Consider the following 17186-nt stretch of genomic DNA (forward strand, 5'->3'; position numbering starts at 1 on the left):
GTCATCGCTTCCGTCTCGAGCGGGCCACGGTCAGCAGGTTGCGACCGATTCCCACGAGGGGGTTGCCCTGGTCGCCGTGCAGGTGGTTGCCCGTGGGTACCGACTCCAGCACATTGCCCGATCCGGCGGCCACGGGGGTCGTCTGGTCCTTGGCGGCCACGGTGAACAGGGGACCGACCAGGACGTCGAAGAGCCAGGGCAGGCCGCTGAACCCGACCCGCATCAGGTTGTTGGTGATCCCCAGCTGGGCCCTGGGCCGGGGGTGGTCGACCAGGCGCAGGATCCGCCTCGCGACCTTCTCCGGGGAGGCGACCGGCGGCGGCGGCCGGCCGACCACTCCGGAGTAGTTGCCCGCCTGCGCGTAGATCGGCGTGTCCACACCGCCCGGCGCGGCGTAGATCACGTGGACGTCGTCGCGGTCGCGGTTCTCCACCTGGAGCTGTCGCGCCAGCGCACGCACGGCCCACTTGCTGACGACGTACGGCGTCATCTCGGGCACCGCGATGTGGCCGATGACCGAGCCGACCAGCACCAGGGTGCCGCGCTCCTGCCGGCGCAGTACCGGTACGACGTGCCGGGCCAGGTTGACCGAGCCCGTGACGTTGGTCCGCAGCACTCCGTCGAAGACGTCGGCGGGGACGTCCTCGGTGCGGCCGTAGGCGACGACCCCGCCGGCGTTGACGACGACGTCCAGCGACCCGGTGACGCCCAGTGCCTCGCGGACGCACCTCGCGACGTCGGTGTCGTCGCCCAGGTCGGCGGGCACGACGAGGGTGGAGGCGGCGCCGGCCGCGAGGCACTCCTTCTCCACGTCGACCAGGGTCGACTCCTCACGGGCGACCAGGACGAGGTGGTCGTGCGCGGCGGCGGCTGCGTGGGCGGTGGCGCGGCCGATCCCGCTGGAGGCTCCTGTCACCAGGACCACCCGGGGCCGCGCCGCGGCACCGGAGGTCACGGCTTCAGCACCACCTTGACGCAGCCGTCCTGCTTCTTCTGGAACATCTCGTACGCCGCGGGAGCCTCCTCGAGCGAGAGGCGGTGCGTGGCCAGCCCCTCGACGTCGAGCACGTCGTCACCCTGCTCGAGCACCTTCGTGATCTCGTCGGTCCAGCGCTTCACATGGCACTGCCCGAAGCGCATGGTCAGTCCGCGGTCGAAGATCTCCATCATCGGCATCGGGTCGATCTCGCCGCCGTAGACGCCCGAGACGGAGACCGTCCCGCCGCGCCGCGCCGACTTGATCGCCGCCTGCAGCGCCGCGAGCCGGTCGATCGCGAACTTGTCGGTGAGGGGGCGCGCCACCCTGTCCGGCAGCACGCCGACGGCGGAGATCGCGGCCTTGGCCAGCGGGGACCCGTGCGCCTCCATGCCGACGGCGTCGACGGTGCCGTCGGCACCCCGGCCGTCGGTGAGGTCGAGGATCGCCTGCGTGACGTCGTCGACCGCGTCGAGGTCGACCACCTCGGCACCGTGGGCAGCGGCGAGGGCAAGCCGCTCGGGCACCCGGTCGATGCCGATCACCCGGCGTCCCGCGTGCCGGGCGATCCGTGCCGTCAGCTGACCGACGGGGCCGAGCCCGAAGACCGCGACCGTGCCCTCCTCGGGAACGTCGGCGTACTCGAAGGCCTGCCAGGCGGTGGGCAGGATGTCGGAGAGGTAGAGGTAGCGCTCGTCGCTGACGCCCTCGGGCACCTTGATCGGGCCGAAGTCGGCGTGCGGGACACGCAGGTACTCGGCCTGGCCCCCGGGCACCGCGCCGTACAAGGAGGTGTAGCCGAACAGGCTCGCGCCCTTGCCGAACTCACGCACCTGCGTGGTCTCGCACTGGGCGTACAGACCCCGCGAGCACATCCAGCACGAGCCGCAGGAGATGTTGAAGGGTACGACGACCCGGTCTCCGACCTGCAGGTCACCGGCCTCGGCGCCGACCTCCTCCACGATGCCCATCGTCTCGTGGCCGAGGACGTCACCGGGGGTGAGGAAGGGTCCGAGGACCTCGTAGAGGTGGAGGTCCGAGCCGCAGATCGCCGTGGACGTGACCCGGATGACGGCATCGGTGGGCTGCTGGATCACGGGGTCGGGGACGGTCTCGACCGAGACCGATCGCTTGCCCTGCCAGGTCAGTGCTCTCATGATCTGCTCCCTCGAAGCGGAGGTGGATGGCTCAGGACTCGGTGGGTGCGGTGACGCGCCGCTCGGCGATGTAGGCGAGGCGGCGCAGCGTCTCGACGTTGCGCCACTGGAAGGTCAGGCCGCGCAGCGGCTTGGGGATCAGGAGCCCGGGCCCGGCCGCGGCGTCCTCGTCGATCGCGACCTCGGTGTCGCTGCCGACCGGGCGGAGGCGGATCTCGATGTCGACCTCACCGGCCGGCCAACCCCGGCCGCGCAGCCCGAGCACCTGCTCGTGGCGCGACTCGGTGACCTCGGTGTTGTCGTTGATCAGCAGTGGCCAGGCGCCCACCGAGTGGTGGAGCTGGCTGCCGACCTCGGGCCAGGTGAGGTCCACCTCGCGCATCCGGGAGGCGCCGACCACCCAGACGGGGTAGAGCCAGCCGTCGGACAGCACCTCCCACACGGTGGCGGGAGAGGCCTTGATGACACGGGTCGTGGTGCTCATGCTGCTGCGTACCCGTGGGCCGTAGCGCGAAACTGTCGGGTTGAGGCGTGAGACGAAGGCCACGGCCGCCGCTACGTAGGCTGCCGCCATGGACCTGGAGTTCACCGGCGAGGTCTGGCACTGGAAGGGCCCGTCGCCGCATCACTTCGTGACCGTGCCCGAGGACGAGTGCGAGGACCTCGCGGAGACGGCGGCGATGGTCAGCTACGGCTGGGGGATGATCCCGGTGACCGTTCGGATCGGTGGGACCGAGTGGACCACGTCGCTGTGGCCGAAGGACGGGCGCTACATCGTGCCGTTGCGGCTCGACGTACGCCGACGGGAGGGCATCGACGTCGGCGACACGGTCGCGGTGCGACTCGTCGTCGGCGTCTGATGCCCTCCCGCGGAGCGGTCGGTCACGCCCGCCAGGCGAAGACCTCCTCCCAGTCGAACTGGTCGCCGGGCACGAGGTTCTGCGCGTAGGACTCGTAGACCAGGGTGTGGCCGTCCCCGCTGATCGCGGCGCCGGTGCTGGCGCTCCAGGTGTTGCCCTCGGTGCCGTCCGGTGCCTGCGAGGCACGGACGATGGTGCCGCGCTTCACGTCGCCGACGAACGCGTCGGTGCTGGTGCCGGAGTCGACGCCGGCGAGGTTGGAGGCGTCGCTGCCGAAGCCGACGTACCGACCGCTGCGCGACAGGCTGGGCAGGAACGAGTCGGCGTTGCCGGCCTTGCCCCCGGACGCGGGCCTGGTCACCAGGGCGGTCGCGCCGGTGGCGAGGTTCATCCGGTAGACCTGCCCGTGCCGGTCCGGCCCCGGGAGCTTGCTGGCGCACGACGAGAACGCGACGTACCTCCCGTTGCCGGAGATCACCGGCCGACCGGCGCTCCCGGTCGGGAAGCCCTGGCACGGCGGGGCGTCCGGCTCGTGCCAGAAGCGCCGGGTGGTGCCCTTGTTCACGTTGCGCACCCAGAGGTCGTTGGCGTCGCCGAAGGTGACCAGGTTGCCGTTGTCGGAGATGTCGCCGTTGAGGATCGACGGCTTCACGTCGGTGCCCCGCGGGGTGAGCGAGGCCTGGCGGGTCCAGCGGTGTGCGACGTCGCGGACGTAGACGTCCTCGCGCTTGTCCCGGTCTCGGGTGCCGAACGGCGCGAAGGACTGGAAGGAGACCCGACTGCCGTCGCCGGAGATCACCGGCGCGAAGCTGTTCTTCCGGTACTGCTTCCCGCTCGTGCTCGTCGAGACCAGCCGGGTCTTGTCGGTGAAGAGGTCCTTGACCGCGACGTCGAGCGTGGCGCCGTTCCGGTCCGGGAACAGGTTGGTCGCCCAGGTGGTGAAGGCGACGAACTCGCCGTCGTCGGAGATCGTCGGCTCGAAGCTGGCGTCGTTGCCGACGTGGCCGCCCTTCTGGCTGACCAGGATGGTGATGCCGTCGACGGTGTCGCGCAGGTAGACGTCGTCGGTGGCGTTGGTGTCGCCGGCCACCAGCGGCGCCGCGGTCGAGAAGACCACGAAGCGGCCGTCGTACGACGCCACCTGGCCGGTGCCGCTGATCGCGCTCTTGGCGTCTGCCTGCGCGTTGGTCCCGTTGGCCAGGACGACCTGCTCGTTGTGGGCCGGGATGCCGGCGTATGACGGTCCGGTGACGGCGAGGGCTGCAAGTGCGGTGAGCACCGAGCCGGCGACGGCGACCGGGCGCCGGGGTCGGACGGGGGTGGACATGATCTGCTCCTTGGGTTGAGTGGTGCGACCAAGACGCGGACCGGGCTCCGGAGGTTGCAGTCGGTGCGGGACAAATGTCGGGGGCTCGGGTTAGCGTGCCGGGATGAGGCGCCCGCACGAGAACGTCGCGACCGTCCTGATCGAGCCGCGGGCACTCGAGGAGCTCGAGCTGGTGCTGATGACCCTCGACCTGCGGGTCTGGCCGGTGCAGACCGCTCCGATCTGTGTCGACGGCCCGCGCGAGGCGTTCCAGATCCGGCGCCGGCTGATGATGCGGCACGGAGCCTCGTGGGACGTCGCCGCCGACTGGGTGCCGATCTGGGTCGGCTTCGGGGCGTCGTGGCAGCACGGCGACGACCCGCTGCCGTGGGCCGCCCACCAGGCGTTGTGGGACACCCTCGACGCGTGGTCGGTGCACGTGCGCTTCCAGCGGCGGCTCGGTGGGGTGCGCAGAATCCCGGTGCCGGAGGACATCACTCCGTGAGACCGTGAACGCGTGTCCATCGACCTGCGTGAGCTGACCGACGAGGTGCGGGCCGACCTCGTGTCGGTCCGGCTCGGCCCGGGGCAGGACCAGTTCGTCAGCACCGTCGACGGCTCGCTCCGCGAGGCAGCCGCCTGTCCCGAGGCCAAGCCGTGGTTCCGCGCGGTCTACGCCGACGGCGAGGTCGTGGGCTTCGTGATGATCAGCTGGGACCTGCGGCCGGTGCCGGAGGGCTACCGCGGCCCGTGGTTCCTCTGGAAGCTGATCATCGACCACGAGCACCAGCACCGAGGGCTCGGCCGCGAGGTGGTGACCACCATCGCCGACCTGGTGCGCTCCGAGGGCGGCACCGAGCTGATCACCAGCTTCGTCGATGCACCGGGCGGACCCCGCGACTTCTACCTCGGACTCGGCTTCGTGCCCACCGGCGAGGTGGACGACGAAGGCGAGATCCTGCTCGCGCTGCCCGTCTGAGGAGCCCTAGGCTCCCGGCATGGCACTCGTCCACGACGCGACCATCGACCCGTCCAAGCAGGACCTCGTGGACGCCTGGCTTCCCTCCCGCCCGTGGGCGGCCGGCATCGAGGTGACCGCGAAGGTCGGGGAGTACCGCTTCGACGATCCCGACGGCGAGGTGGGGGTCGAGACCATCCTGTTCTCGGCGGCCGACGGCCGGCTGGTGCAGGTGCCGCTCACCTATCGTGGTGCGCCGCTGGCCGGTGCCGAGGAGTTCCTGGTCGGCACCACCGAGCACTCGGTGCTCGGGCCACGCTGGGTGTACGACGGCTGCGGTGACCCGGTCTGGGCGGCCACACTGGCAACCGCCATCCTCACCGGTGGAAGCCAGGCGCAGATGTACTTCGAGCGCGACGGGGCGCGGGTCGACATCCCGCCGAGGGTGCAGGTGCGCGGCAGCGGCGACCCGCGCTCCGAGGTGCCGGCGATCACCACTGTCGACGCCGGCTCGGACCAGGGCGCGGTCACGCTGGCCCGGTGCGGCGACCTCGAGCTGGTGCTGCCGCGGGTCGTGGGCACGCCGATCGAGGTGGAGCAGACCCTCACCGGCACCTGGGCCGGTGGTGAGGCGGTCCTGGCCGGCCTGCGGCGTACCACCGGCTGAGCCGACGGCTCAGCCGAGCGCTGCCGACACCACGTCGCGCGCGGCCTCCTGCACCTCGGCCAGGTGCTCGGGGCCCCGGAAGGACTCGGCGTAGATCTTGTAGACGTCCTCGGTGCCGCTGGGGCGGGCCGCGAACCAGGCGCTCTCGGTGGTCACCTTGAGCCCGCCGATCTTCGCGCCGTTCCCCGGCGCCTCGGTGAGCTTGTCGACGATCGGCTCCCCGGCCAGCTCGGTGGCCGACACGTCGGAGGGGGAGAGTGCCGCGAGCTTGGCCTTCTGCGCCCGGTCGGCGGGTGCGTCGACCCGCGCGTAGGCGGGGTTCCCGTGTGCGGCCACGAGGTCGGCGTAGTGCTCGCTCGGAGTCCTCCCCGTCGTCGCCAGGATCTCGGAGGCCAGCAGGCACAGCAGGAGGCCGTCCTTGTCCGTGGTCCAGGTCGAGCCGTCGCGGCGCAGGAACGACGCCCCGGCCGACTCCTCGCCCCCGAACCCGAACGACCCGTCGATCAGCCCCGGGACGAACCACTTGAAGCCGACCGGCACCTCGACCATCTCGGTGCCGAGGTCGGCGGCCACCCGGTCGATCATCGAGCTCGACACCAAGGTCTTGCCGATCCGTGCCGTGGTCGGCCAGTCGGCGCGCGCGCCACCGAACAGGTAGCCGATCGCCACCGACAGGAAGTGGTTGGGGTTCATCAGCCCCGCGTCGGGCGTGACGACGCCGTGCCGGTCGGCGTCGGCGTCGTTCCCGGTCGCGATCTGGTAGTCGTCCTTGCGCCCGATCAGCGACGCCATCGCGTCCGGCGAGGAGCAGTCCATCCGGATCTTGCCGTCCCAGTCGAGGGTCATGAAGCGCCAGGTCGGGTCCACCAGCGGGTTCACGACGGTCAGGTCGAGCCCGTGTCGCTCTCCGATCGCACCCCAGTAGTCGACGCTCGCGCCACCGAGCGGGTCGGCTCCGATCCGGACCCCCGCCCGCTTGATCGCGTCGATGTCGACGACGCTGGGGAGGTCGTCGACGTAGGTCCCCATGAAGTCGTACGGCGAGCACGCGGCGCGGGCGCGGACGAACGCGACCCGCCGGACGCCCTCGAGGTTGGCCCGGATCAGCTCGTTGGCCCGCGCGGCGATCACGCTGGTCGCGTCGGTGTCGGCCGGGCCACCGTGCGGCGGGTTGTACTTGAACCCGCCGTCGGTTGGCGGGTTGTGCGACGGGGTCACCACGATGCCGTCGGCGAGACCGGTGCCCGTCGTACGCCCACCGTTGGCGCGGATGATCGCGTGCGAGACCGCGGGCGTCGGCGTGTAGCCGTCCGCCGAGTCGACCAGCACCGTCACGTCGTTGGCGACCAGCACCTCGATCGCGGTCACCCACGCGGGCTCCGAGAGCGCGTGGGTGTCGCGGCCCAGGAACAGCGGACCGTCGTACCCCTGCTCCGTGCGGTAGTCGCAGATCGCCTGCGTCGTGGCCGCGATGTGCACCTCGTTGAAGGACGTCTTCAGGCTCGTCCCGCGGTGCCCGCTGGTGCCGAACGCGACCTGCTGGTCGACGTCGTCGGGGTCGGGCTCCTCGCTGAAGTACGCCGTCACGAGGTGCGCGACGTCGACGAGGTCGGAGGGCTGGGCGAGGGTTCCTGCGCGCGGGTCGGCCATCCCCCCATCATGTCGCGGACCTCAGCCGAGGTCGACGGTGAGCAGCGTGACCGCCGGACATACGTTGGTCGTCAGTTGGGTCGATCCGGGCCACCGTGAACCGACCAATGCACGTCCGCAGGTCCCGCCCCGATAGCGTCGCCGGGTGCCTCAGCTCGTGACGACCGTGGACGGCGACGCCGTCGTCGTGCGGTACGCCGACCCGGAGCATCGGGTGGAGCGGGTGGGGGTGTGGTCCGACCTGGAGCTCGGCGACACCACGATGACGCGGGTCGAGGGCGGCTGGGAGGTGCGACTGACCCCACCGGTGGACCGCTTCGAGTACCTCCTCGACGTGGCCGGCGACCTGCTCCCCGACCCCGGCAATCCGCAGGTCGTGCCGGGGCCGTTCGGCGACCACTCGTGGCTGGGACTGTCGGGCTACCGCCCGCCCGACTGGCTGGCCCTCGAGCCGGTCGAGTCGGTGCGGGTGCCGGTCTGGGTCTCGCGCACCTCGGCCGGTCGGATCGACGTCGAGCTCTGGTCACCGGCCGATGCCGGCTCGTCGGAGCGGCTGCCCCTGCTGATCAGCCACGACGGCCCGGAGATGGACGCCTACGGTGACCTCACGACGTACGTCGGCGCGATGGTCGGTGCCGGCCGTCTCCCGCGGATGCGGGTGGCGCTGGTGGCGCCCGGCGCCCGCAACAAGCGGTACGCCGCGAACCCGAGGTGGGCGCGGGCCCTCGGCGGGCGGCTCGTGCCGGCCCTGCGCGACACCGTGCAGGTCGAGGGCCGGCCGGTGCTGATGGGGCAGAGCCTCGGCGGGCTCGCGGCGCTGCACGCCGCGTGGACCGACCCCGGGACGTTCGCCGGGCTGTTCCTGCAGAGCGGGTCCTACTTCACCCCGGAGCTCGACGGGCAGGAGTCGGGCTTCGAGTTCTGGCCCGAGGTCACCGGGTTCGTGGCGACCGTGCACGCCGCCGAGCAGGCCGCGCCGGATGCCCCGGTCACGACCCTGGTCTGCGGCACGGCGGAGGAGAACTACGCGAACAACCTCGTGATGCGCGACCAGCTGACCCGGGTCGGGGTCCGGACCGGCTGGGGCGAGGTCCGCGACGGGCACACCTGGACCTGCTGGCGCGACACCCTCGACCCCCACCTGACCGAGCTGCTCCACAGGGTGTGGAGCTGATGCACCGCGACCAGCTCGAGCTCGACGCTCCCGGCCTCGACCGGCCCGGGACGGTGATCCGCTACGGACACTTCGGGAGGCCGGTCATCGTCTTCCCCAGCGAGCAGGGACGGGCATGGGACTACGAGAACAACGGGATGGTCGACGCCGTCCGGCACCTGGTCGACGCCGGCCGGGCCAAGCTCTACTGCGTCGACTCCTTCGACCATGCCAGCTGGTCCGACCGCAGCCGACCGATCGAGGAGCGCGCCCGACGACACCAGGCCTACCAGGACTGGGTGACCGACCAGGTGGCGGCGTACGTCGGTGACGACAGCCCTGGCGCCGGCGACGTGATCGTGACCGGCTGCTCGATGGGCGCCTACCACGCGCTGCAGATCGCCTTGCAGCGCGCGGACCTGTTCCCGGTCGCGATCTGCCAGTCGGGCAACTACGACCCGGCGGCCTGGCACGGCTGGGGTGAGCGGGGGGACGCGGCGTACTTCACCAACCCCAGCGACTACGTGCCGCACCTGCACGGCCACCACCTCGACTGGCTGCGCTCCCGGCTGCACGTGGTGCTCACGGTCGGGCAGGGCGCGTGGGAGACGCATCCGACCGGGTCGCTGCCGAGCGCGCACCGGATGGCCCGGCTGTTGGCCGAGAAGCAGATCTCCCACGAGCTCGACGTCTGGGGGCACGACGTCTCCCACGACTGGCCGTGGTGGCGCAGGCAGATCGCCCACCACCTGGCCCGCTTCTGCTGAGTCAGAGGCGCTCGCGCACCCGGTGCAGGGCGGAGGTGATCGTGCGGAGCTCGGCCTCGGAGAGCCCGGCCGCGAAGCTCCGCTCGATGCCGCGGACGTAGACGGGCGCCGCCTCCAGGAAGCGCTGCTCGCCGACCGCACTGAGCACGGCGTACGCCGACCGCGCGTCGGCCGGGTTGGCCACGCGGGCCACCAGGCCCTCGCGGGCCAGCTCGTCGACCACCCGGCTGACCCGGCTCCGGCTGAGCACGACGCGGTCGCCGAGCTCGCTCATGGTGAGCCGGTGGTCCGGGGCGCTGTGCAGCTCGAGCAGCACGTCGTACCACGCGAGGGGGAGGCCGGCCTGTCGGCGCAGCTCCCTGTCGAGCTCGGGCACGAGCGCGGCGTGCACCTGGAGCAGGGCACCCCAGGCCTCGGCGGCGAGCTTCTTGCGGGAGGCGGCCATGCCTGCACCCTAGCACTTGCGTGCGCGCGCACATAGTAGTAGCGTGCGCACGCACGCAAATATCCCAACCCGAGAGGAACCTGTCATGAGCACACTCATCACCCGCACGGAGCTGCAGGCCGCGATCGAGAACGGCTCGGTGACCGTGGTGGACGCCCTGCCCGCGGCGTACTACGAGCAGGAGCACCTGCCCGGTGCCGTCAACCTGTTCGTCGACGAGGCCGCGGACCGCGCCGCCGAGGTGCTGCCCGACCGCGGCGCCGCGATCGTCACCTACTGCTCCAACGAGTCCTGCCAGAACAGCGAGGGCGTCGCCAAGACCCTGACCCGGCTGGGCTACACCGACGTGCGCCGGTACGTCGAGGGCATCCAGGACTGGGTCGAGGCCGGTCTGCCGACCGAGTCCGGCACCCGCGCCGTCGCCTGATCAGGGCGGCCCGGTCCGGCTAGGGTCGGGGGCATGGCCACGCGTGACCACCTGATCGGACTCCTGCTCGGCGCCGAGGAGGACTGGCCGCAGGCGTTCGAGCAGATCCTGCGCTTCGTGGGGCCGCTCGACGTCGACGGTACGACTCACCAGATCGCCAGCGAGCGGCTGACGATCGAGCCGTTCGACCTCACCGACCCGGTCCGGACCGGGTTGGTGATCGACCGGCTCGCGCACTGGTACTTCCACCCGCGCGAGTGGCTCAAGAAGGCGTCCCTGGTCGACGGCACCTACCTGCTGAACAGCCCGTTCACCTTCCAGTCCTACGAGAAGCACGCGGCGTACTGCGCCATGCTCCGGCTCGGCCTCAAGGTGCCGAAGACGATCCTCGTGCCCTACAAGAACCCCGTCGACAACCATCGCTGGACCTACACGAGCGCGAGGTACAACCGGCCCTTCGACCTCGACCTGCTCGCCGCCGAGCTCGGCTACCCGCTCTACATGAAGCCGTTCGACGGCGGCGGGTGGCGAGGGGTCTCCCGGATCGAGGGCCCCGACGACCTGCACCGGGCCTACGACGAGTCCGGCGAGATGCTCATGCACCTCCAGGCGACCGTCGACTACGAGCACTTCGCCCGGGCCCTGTCGATCGGTCCCGAGACGATGGTGATGGACTTCCGCCCCGAGCAGCCGATGCACCACCGGTACGCCGTCAGCCACGACTTCCTGAGCCCGTCGGCCGGGCACCAGGCGGCCGCGATCTCGCGGATCGTGAACGCGTTCTTCGGCTGGGAGTTCAACTCCGCCGAGATGCTCGTCGCCGGCGACGAGGTCTACCCGATCGACTACGCCAACGCCTGCCCGGACGTCTCGGTCACCTCACTGCACTACTACTTCCCGTGGGCGATCACCGCCCTGGTGCGGTGGTCGGCGTACTGCCTGGTCAGCGGTCGTCCCTCGAACGTCGACCTCGAGACCGGCCGCTACTTCGAGATCGCCGACTCCGACCGCTCGTACGACGAGAAGCTCGACGCCTACCTCGCCCTGGCCGACGCGCGCTTCGAGACCGAGCGGTACGCCGAGTGGTGCGACACGCATCTCGGTCACCTGCCCGAGCTGGTCGCGCAGTGGGTGGCCGGCGCCGACTTCGACCGGCTGCTCGTCGAGACCGTCCGGGCGACCTACCCGGTCCAGGAGCACGAGCAGTTCCTCGCGCACTTCCGCGGCCTGATCGGGCTCTGGGTCTCCGATCAGGGGTAGCTGATCCCGGTGGCCTCCTCGGAGACCTCCCACAACCGCCGCTGGGACTCCCGGTCGCCGGCCTGCCGGCTCCAGCCGACCAGCTGGGGCGGTCCGCCGGCCTCGCCGAGGCCGCTCGGTCCGCAGTACGTCGATCCCTGCAGGTCGGCGGTGGCAGCCATCAGCGTCGGCCAGGCCCCGATCGCCGGAGACTGCCCGATCGCCTGGTTGGCCCGGTCGAGGACCGACGCGATGCCACCGCTCGACCGCCCGAAGCGCCCGTTGGCCACGAGATGGGTCCCGGCGTAGCCGGGGTGCGCAGCCATCGCCCGCACGGGTGAGCCGGAGGCACGGAGCCGCCGGTCGAGCTCGAAGGTGAACAGCAGGTTGGCCAGCTTGGTCTGGGAGTAGGCGATCCAGCGCAGGTAGGGGCGCGGCTTCGCCCGCGGGTCGCCGAGCGGTGGTCGGTGCGCGACGCGGTGCATCTGGCTCGAGACCGTCACGACGCGGGCGTCGTCGGCCAGCTGCGGGAGCAGCAAGCCGGTCAGGAGGAAGGGCCCGAAGTGGTTGGTGGCCAGCTGGCTCTCGAAGCCGTCGACCGTGCGCCGGTACGGCGTTGCCATGATGCCGGCGTTGTTGACCAGCAGGTCGATCGGCCCGAAGCCCGCCGCGACGCCGGCCGCGGTCCCCACCGAGGTGAGGTCCGCCAGATCGACGACCAGCCGCTCGAGCGGCGCGTCCGGCAGATCGTCGCGGATCGCCCGCTCGGTCTCGGTCAGCTTGTCGGGACTCCGGCCGGCCAGCACGACGCGGGCACCGGCCCGGGCCAGCTCGAGGGCCGTGAAGTAGCCGAGGCCGCCCCGGCTGACGCCGGTGACCAGGGCGGTGCGGCCGGACAGGTCGGGGATGTCCGCGGGTGACCAGCTCATGGGGTGAGCGCCATCCCGGACAGGATCCGCGCGGCCAGGTCGGCGTCGCCCTCGACCGTCGGCGACAACCCGTCCGGTGGTCGCCGACCACCGGCGAGCACCACGAAGGTCTCGCGGTCCAGGGACAGGCCGACGGTGGGGGCGTCCGGGGGCGCGGGCAGCGGGACCCCCCGGCCGGTCTCCGTGACGCCGAACGCCGCCGGGCGGCTGCCCTCGACGCTGACCACCAGGGTCGATCCCGGTGCGGCACCGGCTCGCTTGCCCAGCACCATCCCCATGCCCTCGAGCAGGTAGTCGACGGTGTGCCGAGCCGGCGCCCCGTCGAGCCCACCCGGGCGCCCCACGGCCCGGCGTACGTCCTGCTCGTGCATCCACACGTCGAGCGGCCGGTTGCGCAGCAGCGTCTCCCAGGTCCAGCCGATGCCGCCCGGCGTGCGGGGAGGCGCCGCGGCGCCGTCGTCGGGCGGGTCGTGCAGCAAGGAGGTGCGGCGAGCGGTCGCGCTGTCGCGGATCTCGGAGATCAGCTCCTCGGGCGTGGCATCCTGGCGCGCGACCACCCCGTGCTCGGTGTAGGCCTGGGCGAGAGTGGCCACGTGCGGCCCGGGGTCGAAGCGCACGGTCTCCTCGGGCGCGCCGGACAGGACGGCTTCGAGGTGGGCCGTGTGCGCGGCGCACGCGTGGACGTCCCAACCCACGAGGTCGGTGGGCCGTCGCCAGTCCTCGGGCGCCAGGCTCTCGAGGAGCCCGGTGAAGTCGGTGATCGCCTCCCACCAGACGTCGACGTAGCCCGTCAGTCGTTCCCGGTCGCTCATGCCGCGAGCCTAGGTGCCGGGCGTGGGTCCGAGGCGTCCGGTCGGCTCAGCCGCCGGTGCGGGGTGTGCTCCAGGGCCCCCAGCCGCGCTTGTTGTGGGCCCGCAGCTCGCAGGTCAGCCTCCCGGTCGGCACCGGGCCGACCGTGAGCGGGGAACGGCCGCCGGTGGCGCTGTGCCAGCTGCCGGTGCCGCGGCGGCACCGGACGGCGTACACCTTGACCGGCAGCCCGCCGTCGGCACGTGGGGCGCGGAACGTCGCCCGGACCTGGTGCCGGCCGACCCGCCTGAGCGAGCCCCAGCGGGGCGCTCCGGGCGGGGTGGGCCTGGGGTGGATGGAATACTCGGGCGTCGAGAAGGTGACGCCCTTGACCCGGATGTCGACGGCCCCCCGCACGCGGGTCAGCGTGATCGGTACGGCGCCGGAGCCGGTGCGGACGACGCTGAAGGACCTCGCGGTCAGGGCCCGGGGATCCGGCACGTTCAGCTGGTCGATCAGCATCGCGTCGGGGATCCGGGTCTGGAAGGAGCCGGTCGCCCGGACGCCCGGGCTCCGCAGGTGGGGGTTGGCCATCCGCATCACCAGGCTGTTGCGGCCACTGTCGTAGAACCAGTAGGCGTCCTCGGCGTTGTAGACGTTGAGGTAGCCCCTCCGGGCCGCGATCTGGGCGGCGGTCAGGCCGGTCGACGCGTCGTCACTCACGTAGCCGCTGGCGAACCCGGAGTAGACGGTGTCGGCCACCGTCGAGTTGTCGCCGCAGCCTCCGAACACCGAGCAGTCCGACCCCAGCAACCACGCGACCGGCGTGGGCTGGAAGGTGACGGTGAACGTGTGACCCGTGGTCGCGTTGCCGCCGAAGGAGAGATCGACGTTGCGGAGGTTGCCGTAGAGCTCGACCGGCCGGATGCTGCCGACGTTGACCCGGTAGACCCAGGTGCCGGTGGGTGAGACCGCGGGGCTCGACGTCGACGACCCCGGTCCGGTGACCGTGGTCGTCCTCAGCCCGACGCGGACCGTGCCGGCGTCGACCCGCTGGACGAACGGGTCGTCGTAGGTGCCGGCCGGCGTGCTCGCGGTGACGGGGGGCACGGCGACGCCGTCCTTGGTCACCGAGACGATGCAGTACTTCCCGTCGGTGTCGGGAGCGGAGCCGCAGCGCGGCCACGGGTGGCCGGCGGCCGGGACCGGGTCCGCGTGCGCCGACGTCGTACCCGTGACGACGAGCAGGGGGACGAGCAGCGCGAGCGGTAGGAGCCGGAGGACACGAGGCATGACGTCGAGGGTCCCACGCGCAGGTCGCTGACGAGGGGCATCAGGTGATTCCGACCGGTCGACCGGGGATCGTGTCGACCTCGTCGCCGACGGCGATCCGCCCGCCTTCGAGCACCCGGAAGACCGAGCCGCCACGGCGGCGCAGGGCCTCTTGGGCGCCACGGCCGATGGTGTCGTCGAGGAGCTTGCACGGGGCGGCGACCCGGACGACCTCCAGCAGCACGTCGCCGATCCGGATCCGGTCGCCGGGGTCTCGGGGCACGACCCCGTCGCTGAGGGTCAGGTTCCGCCGGGTGAGTCCGGCGGGGACCGCGGCGCCGAACAGCTCGCTCGCCTCCTGCAGCGCGGTCGCGCTCTGCACGGTCACGTGCCGGTGCCGCGTGCCGTGGTAGCGGTCGCCGACGATGCCCTTGCCTGCCTCGACGGTCACCGCCTCCACCTCGCGCATCGGCAGCCGGGTGGCCTTCGCGACGTGGATGCTCGCGACCGTCGGCACCCGCCGAGCCTAGGGTGCCGGCGGCCAGCATCACAGCAGGAGGGACCGCACCTCGCGGCGTTCGGGATCCCAGCGACGAAGGGCCGTCAGGTTCAGCTCGGCGTCGGCATGGCCGAGGACGTCGACCGCGCGCTGCACGTCCGCCCGGGGCAGGCGCCGCGCCAGGGTGACGTGCGGCAGCCATCCGGGATGCCGGTCCTCGGCGACCTCTCCGCGCAGCTCGAGGACGGCTCGGGTGAGTCCCTCGGGGACGTCGAGGAGCCGGACGAGGGTCACCTTCTTCCCGCCGAGGACGGCTAGTCCGGACGCGCGGACGGTGATCGGCAGCAGGGGCCTCACCAGCCTCACGGCCAGCTCCTCGATCGCCGGTGGGAGGTCGGGCGCGGCCACGAGGGTCACGTGCGGGGCGTTGGTGGGGGACGGATGGTCGAGCTGCGAGGCCAGCCCGGCATCGCGCAGGGCCTGCCAGCTCCGGCGTACGGCGTCCTGGCCGGCCTCGTCGGCCAGGAGCTCGAGCGCGTGCAGGCGGGGCATCAGTCGAGCCACCGCCCGGCACGCCGCGTGTGCGCCGCCTTGGTCGACGCGTCCATGCCGTCGTGGAGACGCGCGATCATCCGGGATCGGGGGTTGCCGGCGAACACGTCGTGGTGGTCGCGGACGAACGTCCAGTAGAGGGCGTCCCAGTCGGCGCTCCAGTCGCCGGCGGGAAAGTCGGACATCTTGCGCAGGTAGTTGCTGCCCGACACGTACGGCTTCGTCGTGATCGCCTCGCCGGCCGCGAACTGGCTCATGGCGTAGACGTTGGGCACCATCACCCAGTCGTAGGCGTCCACGAACATCTCCATGAACCACTCGTACGCCGCGTCGGGGTCGGTGCGCAGCAGGCACATCGCGTTGCCCAGCACCATCAACCGCTCGATGTGGTGGGCCCAGCCGTGCTCCAGCACGCGGCGCAGCACGAGGTCGACCGGCTCCAGGCCGGTCTCCGCTGTCCACCAGCCGGCCTCGAGCGGGCGGGTGTGCGCGAGCTGGTTGCTGGTCCGCATCCTGCTCCCATGCACGACGTACGCGGCCCGCAGGTACTCCCGCCAACCGATCACCTGGCGTACGAAGCCCTCGAGACTGGCGAGGGGGACGCTTCCTCCGACGACCAGCGCACGACTGAGCACCTCGTGCGGTGAGATCAGCCCCACGTTGAGCGCCGGGGTCAGCAACGAGTGGAAGAGGAAGGGGTGCTCGACCGACAGCGCGTCCTCGTAGGGCCCGAACTCCGCGAACCGGGCGGCCAGGAAGTCTTCGAAGGCCGCGTCCGCCTCGGCGTGCGACGTCGGCCAGGCGAACGTCGCGGCATTGCCGGGGTTGTCGGGGAAGTCCCGCCCGACCCAGCCGATGGCGTCCTCGACCTCGACATGCCGGTCGGGGGGTCCACCCGCTGCGGGTCCGGCACCGGGTGCCGTCGCGGCAGCTTCTTCCGGTTCTCCTCGTCGAAGGACCAACGTCCGCCCTCCGGTGCGCCGTCCTCGGTGACCAGGACGTCGAGCCGCTTTCGCTGCCACGCGTAGAAGTGCTGCATCCGCGGAGTCGTGGTCCCGTCGAAGGCCTCGGCCAGCTGGGCGCGGGTGGTCAGGAAGTTCGGGGTGTCGGCGACGTCGTCCGGAGCGAGCCGGTACCCGCCCTCGGCGAGCGCAGCGGTGAGGTCGCGCGACAGCCAGTCGTCGACGACGTCGTAGACCGTGACCCGGGTCGGAGCCAGCCGGCGGATCTCGCGGGCCAGGGCGACGCGGGAGGTCGTGCGGCGGTCGGTGTCCACCTGGACCACGTCGTACCCGCGCTCGCGCAGCCGGGCGCCGAAGCGGCGCAGCGCGGCCCGGTGCAGGACCAGCTTCTGCACGTGGAAGCGGTACTGCCGGAACATCAGGTCGTGCTCGACCAGGACGAACGTCGTGCCGGCGGGGGCGTCGAGGTGTGACTCGAACAGCTGGTGCGGCAGCACCAGCCGGACGTGTCGCTCGGTCACCCGGCCAGCCTACGAGCCGGCCTCCCGCGGTCCGGCGGCCCGTGCGCCAGGTCACGC

21 protein-coding genes are annotated in these 17186 nt (G+C 71.9%); 8 read left to right on the plus strand and 13 right to left on the minus strand.

Annotated features, from left to right (window positions below; all coding sequences use genetic code 11):
* Window position 1: 1 nt before the first annotated feature.
* Genes E3N83_RS15715 through E3N83_RS15725 form a run of 3 tightly spaced genes read right to left on the minus strand, consistent with a single transcriptional unit; the run spans window position 2 to window position 2617 of the window.
* Complete coding sequence (locus E3N83_RS15715) at window positions 2-955, minus strand: SDR family NAD(P)-dependent oxidoreductase (RefSeq protein WP_191907828.1); 954 nt, start codon at window positions 953-955, stop codon at window positions 2-4.
* Complete coding sequence (locus E3N83_RS15720; protein WP_151084117.1) at window positions 952-2133, minus strand: zinc-dependent alcohol dehydrogenase; 1182 nt, start codon at window positions 2131-2133, stop codon at window positions 952-954. Before E3N83_RS15720 ends, E3N83_RS15715 begins: the two co-directional genes overlap by 4 nt.
* Window positions 2134-2164: 31 nt before the next feature.
* Window positions 2165-2617 carry an SRPBCC family protein gene (locus tag E3N83_RS15725; protein ID WP_151084118.1) on the minus strand — a complete coding sequence of 151 codons (453 nt, stop codon included), beginning with the start codon at window positions 2615-2617 and terminating at the stop codon, window positions 2165-2167.
* A gap of 88 nt (window positions 2618-2705) precedes the next feature.
* Between E3N83_RS15725 and E3N83_RS15730 the strand changes: the two genes are divergently transcribed.
* The gene (locus tag E3N83_RS15730) at window positions 2706-2993 is read left to right on the plus strand and encodes a DUF1905 domain-containing protein (protein ID WP_151084119.1); all 288 of its coding nucleotides are present in this window, start codon (window positions 2706-2708) and stop codon (window positions 2991-2993) included.
* A 22-nt stretch (window positions 2994-3015) separates the two neighbouring features.
* On the opposite strand, the gene E3N83_RS15735 is transcribed toward E3N83_RS15730, so the two are convergent.
* Complete coding sequence (locus E3N83_RS15735; RefSeq protein WP_151084120.1) at window positions 3016-4320, minus strand: TolB family protein; 1305 nt, start codon at window positions 4318-4320, stop codon at window positions 3016-3018.
* A 103-nt stretch (window positions 4321-4423) separates the two neighbouring features.
* On the opposite strand from E3N83_RS15735, the gene E3N83_RS15740 reads away from it, so the two are divergent.
* Genes E3N83_RS15740 through E3N83_RS15750 form a run of 3 tightly spaced genes read left to right on the plus strand, consistent with a single transcriptional unit; the run spans window position 4424 to window position 5924 of the window.
* Window positions 4424-4804 carry a hypothetical protein gene (locus tag E3N83_RS15740; RefSeq protein WP_151084121.1) on the plus strand — a complete coding sequence of 127 codons (381 nt, stop codon included), beginning with the start codon at window positions 4424-4426 and terminating at the stop codon, window positions 4802-4804.
* A 12-nt stretch (window positions 4805-4816) separates the two neighbouring features.
* On the plus strand, window positions 4817-5278 hold the full coding sequence (locus tag E3N83_RS15745; RefSeq protein WP_202879243.1) for a GNAT family N-acetyltransferase: 462 nt from the start codon (window positions 4817-4819) through the stop codon (window positions 5276-5278).
* Between the two features lie 19 nt (window positions 5279-5297).
* Window positions 5298-5924, plus strand: a complete 627-nt coding sequence (locus E3N83_RS15750) for a CG0192-related protein (protein ID WP_151084122.1) — start codon at window positions 5298-5300, stop codon at window positions 5922-5924.
* Between the two features lie 9 nt (window positions 5925-5933).
* On the opposite strand, the gene pgm is transcribed toward E3N83_RS15750, so the two are convergent.
* On the minus strand, window positions 5934-7574 hold the full coding sequence (gene pgm, locus E3N83_RS15755) for a phosphoglucomutase (alpha-D-glucose-1,6-bisphosphate-dependent) (protein WP_151084123.1): 1641 nt from the start codon (window positions 7572-7574) through the stop codon (window positions 5934-5936).
* Window positions 7575-7719: 145 nt separating this feature from the next.
* On the opposite strand from pgm, the gene E3N83_RS15760 reads away from it, so the two are divergent.
* Both E3N83_RS15760 and E3N83_RS15765 read left to right on the plus strand, forming a co-directional pair.
* Complete coding sequence (locus tag E3N83_RS15760) at window positions 7720-8748, plus strand: alpha/beta hydrolase (RefSeq protein ID WP_151084124.1); 1029 nt, start codon at window positions 7720-7722, stop codon at window positions 8746-8748.
* Window positions 8748-9494 (plus strand): esterase family protein, encoded by a 747-nt coding sequence (locus tag E3N83_RS15765; RefSeq protein WP_151084125.1) that lies wholly within the window; start codon window positions 8748-8750, stop codon window positions 9492-9494. The genes E3N83_RS15760 and E3N83_RS15765 overlap by 1 nt, the downstream gene beginning before the upstream one ends.
* Window position 9495: 1 nt before the next feature.
* Here the strand turns inward: E3N83_RS15765 and E3N83_RS15770 are convergent, their stop codons facing one another.
* Window positions 9496-9939 (minus strand): MarR family winged helix-turn-helix transcriptional regulator, encoded by a 444-nt coding sequence (locus E3N83_RS15770; RefSeq protein ID WP_151084126.1) that lies wholly within the window; start codon window positions 9937-9939, stop codon window positions 9496-9498.
* Window positions 9940-10024: 85 nt separating this feature from the next.
* On the opposite strand from E3N83_RS15770, the gene E3N83_RS15775 reads away from it, so the two are divergent.
* The gene (locus E3N83_RS15775; RefSeq protein ID WP_151084127.1) at window positions 10025-10366 is read left to right on the plus strand and encodes a rhodanese-like domain-containing protein; all 342 of its coding nucleotides are present in this window, start codon (window positions 10025-10027) and stop codon (window positions 10364-10366) included.
* A gap of 33 nt (window positions 10367-10399) precedes the next feature.
* Window positions 10400-11626 (plus strand): ATP-grasp domain-containing protein, encoded by a 1227-nt coding sequence (locus E3N83_RS15780; RefSeq protein WP_151084128.1) that lies wholly within the window; start codon window positions 10400-10402, stop codon window positions 11624-11626.
* Here the strand turns inward: E3N83_RS15780 and E3N83_RS15785 are convergent.
* The 7 genes from E3N83_RS15785 to E3N83_RS19860 are packed head-to-tail and all read right to left on the minus strand — an operon-like array spanning window position 11617 to window position 17129.
* Window positions 11617-12534: an oxidoreductase gene (locus E3N83_RS15785; RefSeq protein WP_151084129.1), complete on the minus strand. Its 918-nt coding sequence runs from the start codon at window positions 12532-12534 to the stop codon at window positions 11617-11619. The two genes, E3N83_RS15780 and E3N83_RS15785, sit on opposite strands and share 10 nt — an antisense overlap.
* The gene (locus E3N83_RS15790) at window positions 12531-13346 is read right to left on the minus strand and encodes a maleylpyruvate isomerase family mycothiol-dependent enzyme (RefSeq protein WP_151084130.1); all 816 of its coding nucleotides are present in this window, start codon (window positions 13344-13346) and stop codon (window positions 12531-12533) included. The genes E3N83_RS15785 and E3N83_RS15790 overlap by 4 nt, the downstream gene beginning before the upstream one ends.
* 46 nt (window positions 13347-13392) lie before the next feature.
* Window positions 13393-14616 (minus strand): hypothetical protein, encoded by a 1224-nt coding sequence (locus tag E3N83_RS15795; RefSeq protein WP_151084131.1) that lies wholly within the window; start codon window positions 14614-14616, stop codon window positions 13393-13395.
* Between the two features lie 40 nt (window positions 14617-14656).
* The gene (locus E3N83_RS15800) at window positions 14657-15112 is read right to left on the minus strand and encodes an MOSC domain-containing protein (protein ID WP_202879244.1); all 456 of its coding nucleotides are present in this window, start codon (window positions 15110-15112) and stop codon (window positions 14657-14659) included.
* 30 nt (window positions 15113-15142) lie between these two features.
* Window positions 15143-15646, minus strand: coding sequence for a 2'-5' RNA ligase family protein (locus E3N83_RS15805; RefSeq protein ID WP_151084132.1), 504 nt, complete (start codon window positions 15644-15646; stop codon window positions 15143-15145).
* Window positions 15646-16326 (minus strand): FAD-binding domain-containing protein, encoded by a 681-nt coding sequence (locus E3N83_RS19855; RefSeq protein WP_202879245.1) that lies wholly within the window; start codon window positions 16324-16326, stop codon window positions 15646-15648. Before E3N83_RS19855 ends, E3N83_RS15805 begins: the two co-directional genes overlap by 1 nt.
* Window positions 16320-17129, minus strand: coding sequence for a cryptochrome/photolyase family protein (locus E3N83_RS19860; RefSeq protein WP_202879246.1), 810 nt, complete (start codon window positions 17127-17129; stop codon window positions 16320-16322). Before E3N83_RS19860 ends, E3N83_RS19855 begins: the two co-directional genes overlap by 7 nt.
* Window positions 17130-17186: the final 57 nt, after the last annotated feature.

The organism is Nocardioides cynanchi, assembly GCF_008761635.1.
Lineage (GTDB): Bacteria > Actinomycetota > Actinomycetes > Propionibacteriales > Nocardioidaceae > Nocardioides > Nocardioides cynanchi.

Bases quoted from the DNA above. Each gene is read 5' to 3' on its own strand.
- E3N83_RS15720 (WP_151084117.1), bottom strand. From the start codon at position 2,133: ATGAGAGCACTGACCTGGCAGGGCAAGCGATCGGTCTCGGTCGAGACC.
- E3N83_RS15795 (WP_151084131.1), bottom strand. From the start codon at position 14,616: ATGCCTCGTGTCCTCCGGCTCCTACCGCTCGCGCTGCTCGTCCCCCTG.
- E3N83_RS15750 (WP_151084122.1), top strand. From the start codon at position 5,298: ATGGCACTCGTCCACGACGCGACCATCGACCCGTCCAAGCAGGACCTC.
- E3N83_RS15790 (WP_151084130.1), bottom strand. From the start codon at position 13,346: ATGAGCGACCGGGAACGACTGACGGGCTACGTCGACGTCTGGTGGGAG.
- E3N83_RS15775 (WP_151084127.1), top strand. From the start codon at position 10,025: ATGAGCACACTCATCACCCGCACGGAGCTGCAGGCCGCGATCGAGAAC.
- E3N83_RS15770 (WP_151084126.1), bottom strand. From the start codon at position 9,939: ATGGCCGCCTCCCGCAAGAAGCTCGCCGCCGAGGCCTGGGGTGCCCTG.
- E3N83_RS15780 (WP_151084128.1), top strand. From the start codon at position 10,400: ATGGCCACGCGTGACCACCTGATCGGACTCCTGCTCGGCGCCGAGGAG.
- E3N83_RS15730 (WP_151084119.1), top strand. From the start codon at position 2,706: ATGGACCTGGAGTTCACCGGCGAGGTCTGGCACTGGAAGGGCCCGTCG.
- E3N83_RS15740 (WP_151084121.1), top strand. From the start codon at position 4,424: ATGAGGCGCCCGCACGAGAACGTCGCGACCGTCCTGATCGAGCCGCGG.
- E3N83_RS15785 (WP_151084129.1), bottom strand. From the start codon at position 12,534: ATGAGCTGGTCACCCGCGGACATCCCCGACCTGTCCGGCCGCACCGCC.
- pgm (WP_151084123.1), bottom strand. From the start codon at position 7,574: ATGGCCGACCCGCGCGCAGGAACCCTCGCCCAGCCCTCCGACCTCGTC.
- E3N83_RS15725 (WP_151084118.1), bottom strand. From the start codon at position 2,617: ATGAGCACCACGACCCGTGTCATCAAGGCCTCTCCCGCCACCGTGTGG.
- E3N83_RS15805 (WP_151084132.1), bottom strand. From the start codon at position 15,646: ATGCCCCGCCTGCACGCGCTCGAGCTCCTGGCCGACGAGGCCGGCCAG.
- E3N83_RS15735 (WP_151084120.1), bottom strand. From the start codon at position 4,320: ATGTCCACCCCCGTCCGACCCCGGCGCCCGGTCGCCGTCGCCGGCTCG.
- E3N83_RS15765 (WP_151084125.1), top strand. From the start codon at position 8,748: ATGCACCGCGACCAGCTCGAGCTCGACGCTCCCGGCCTCGACCGGCCC.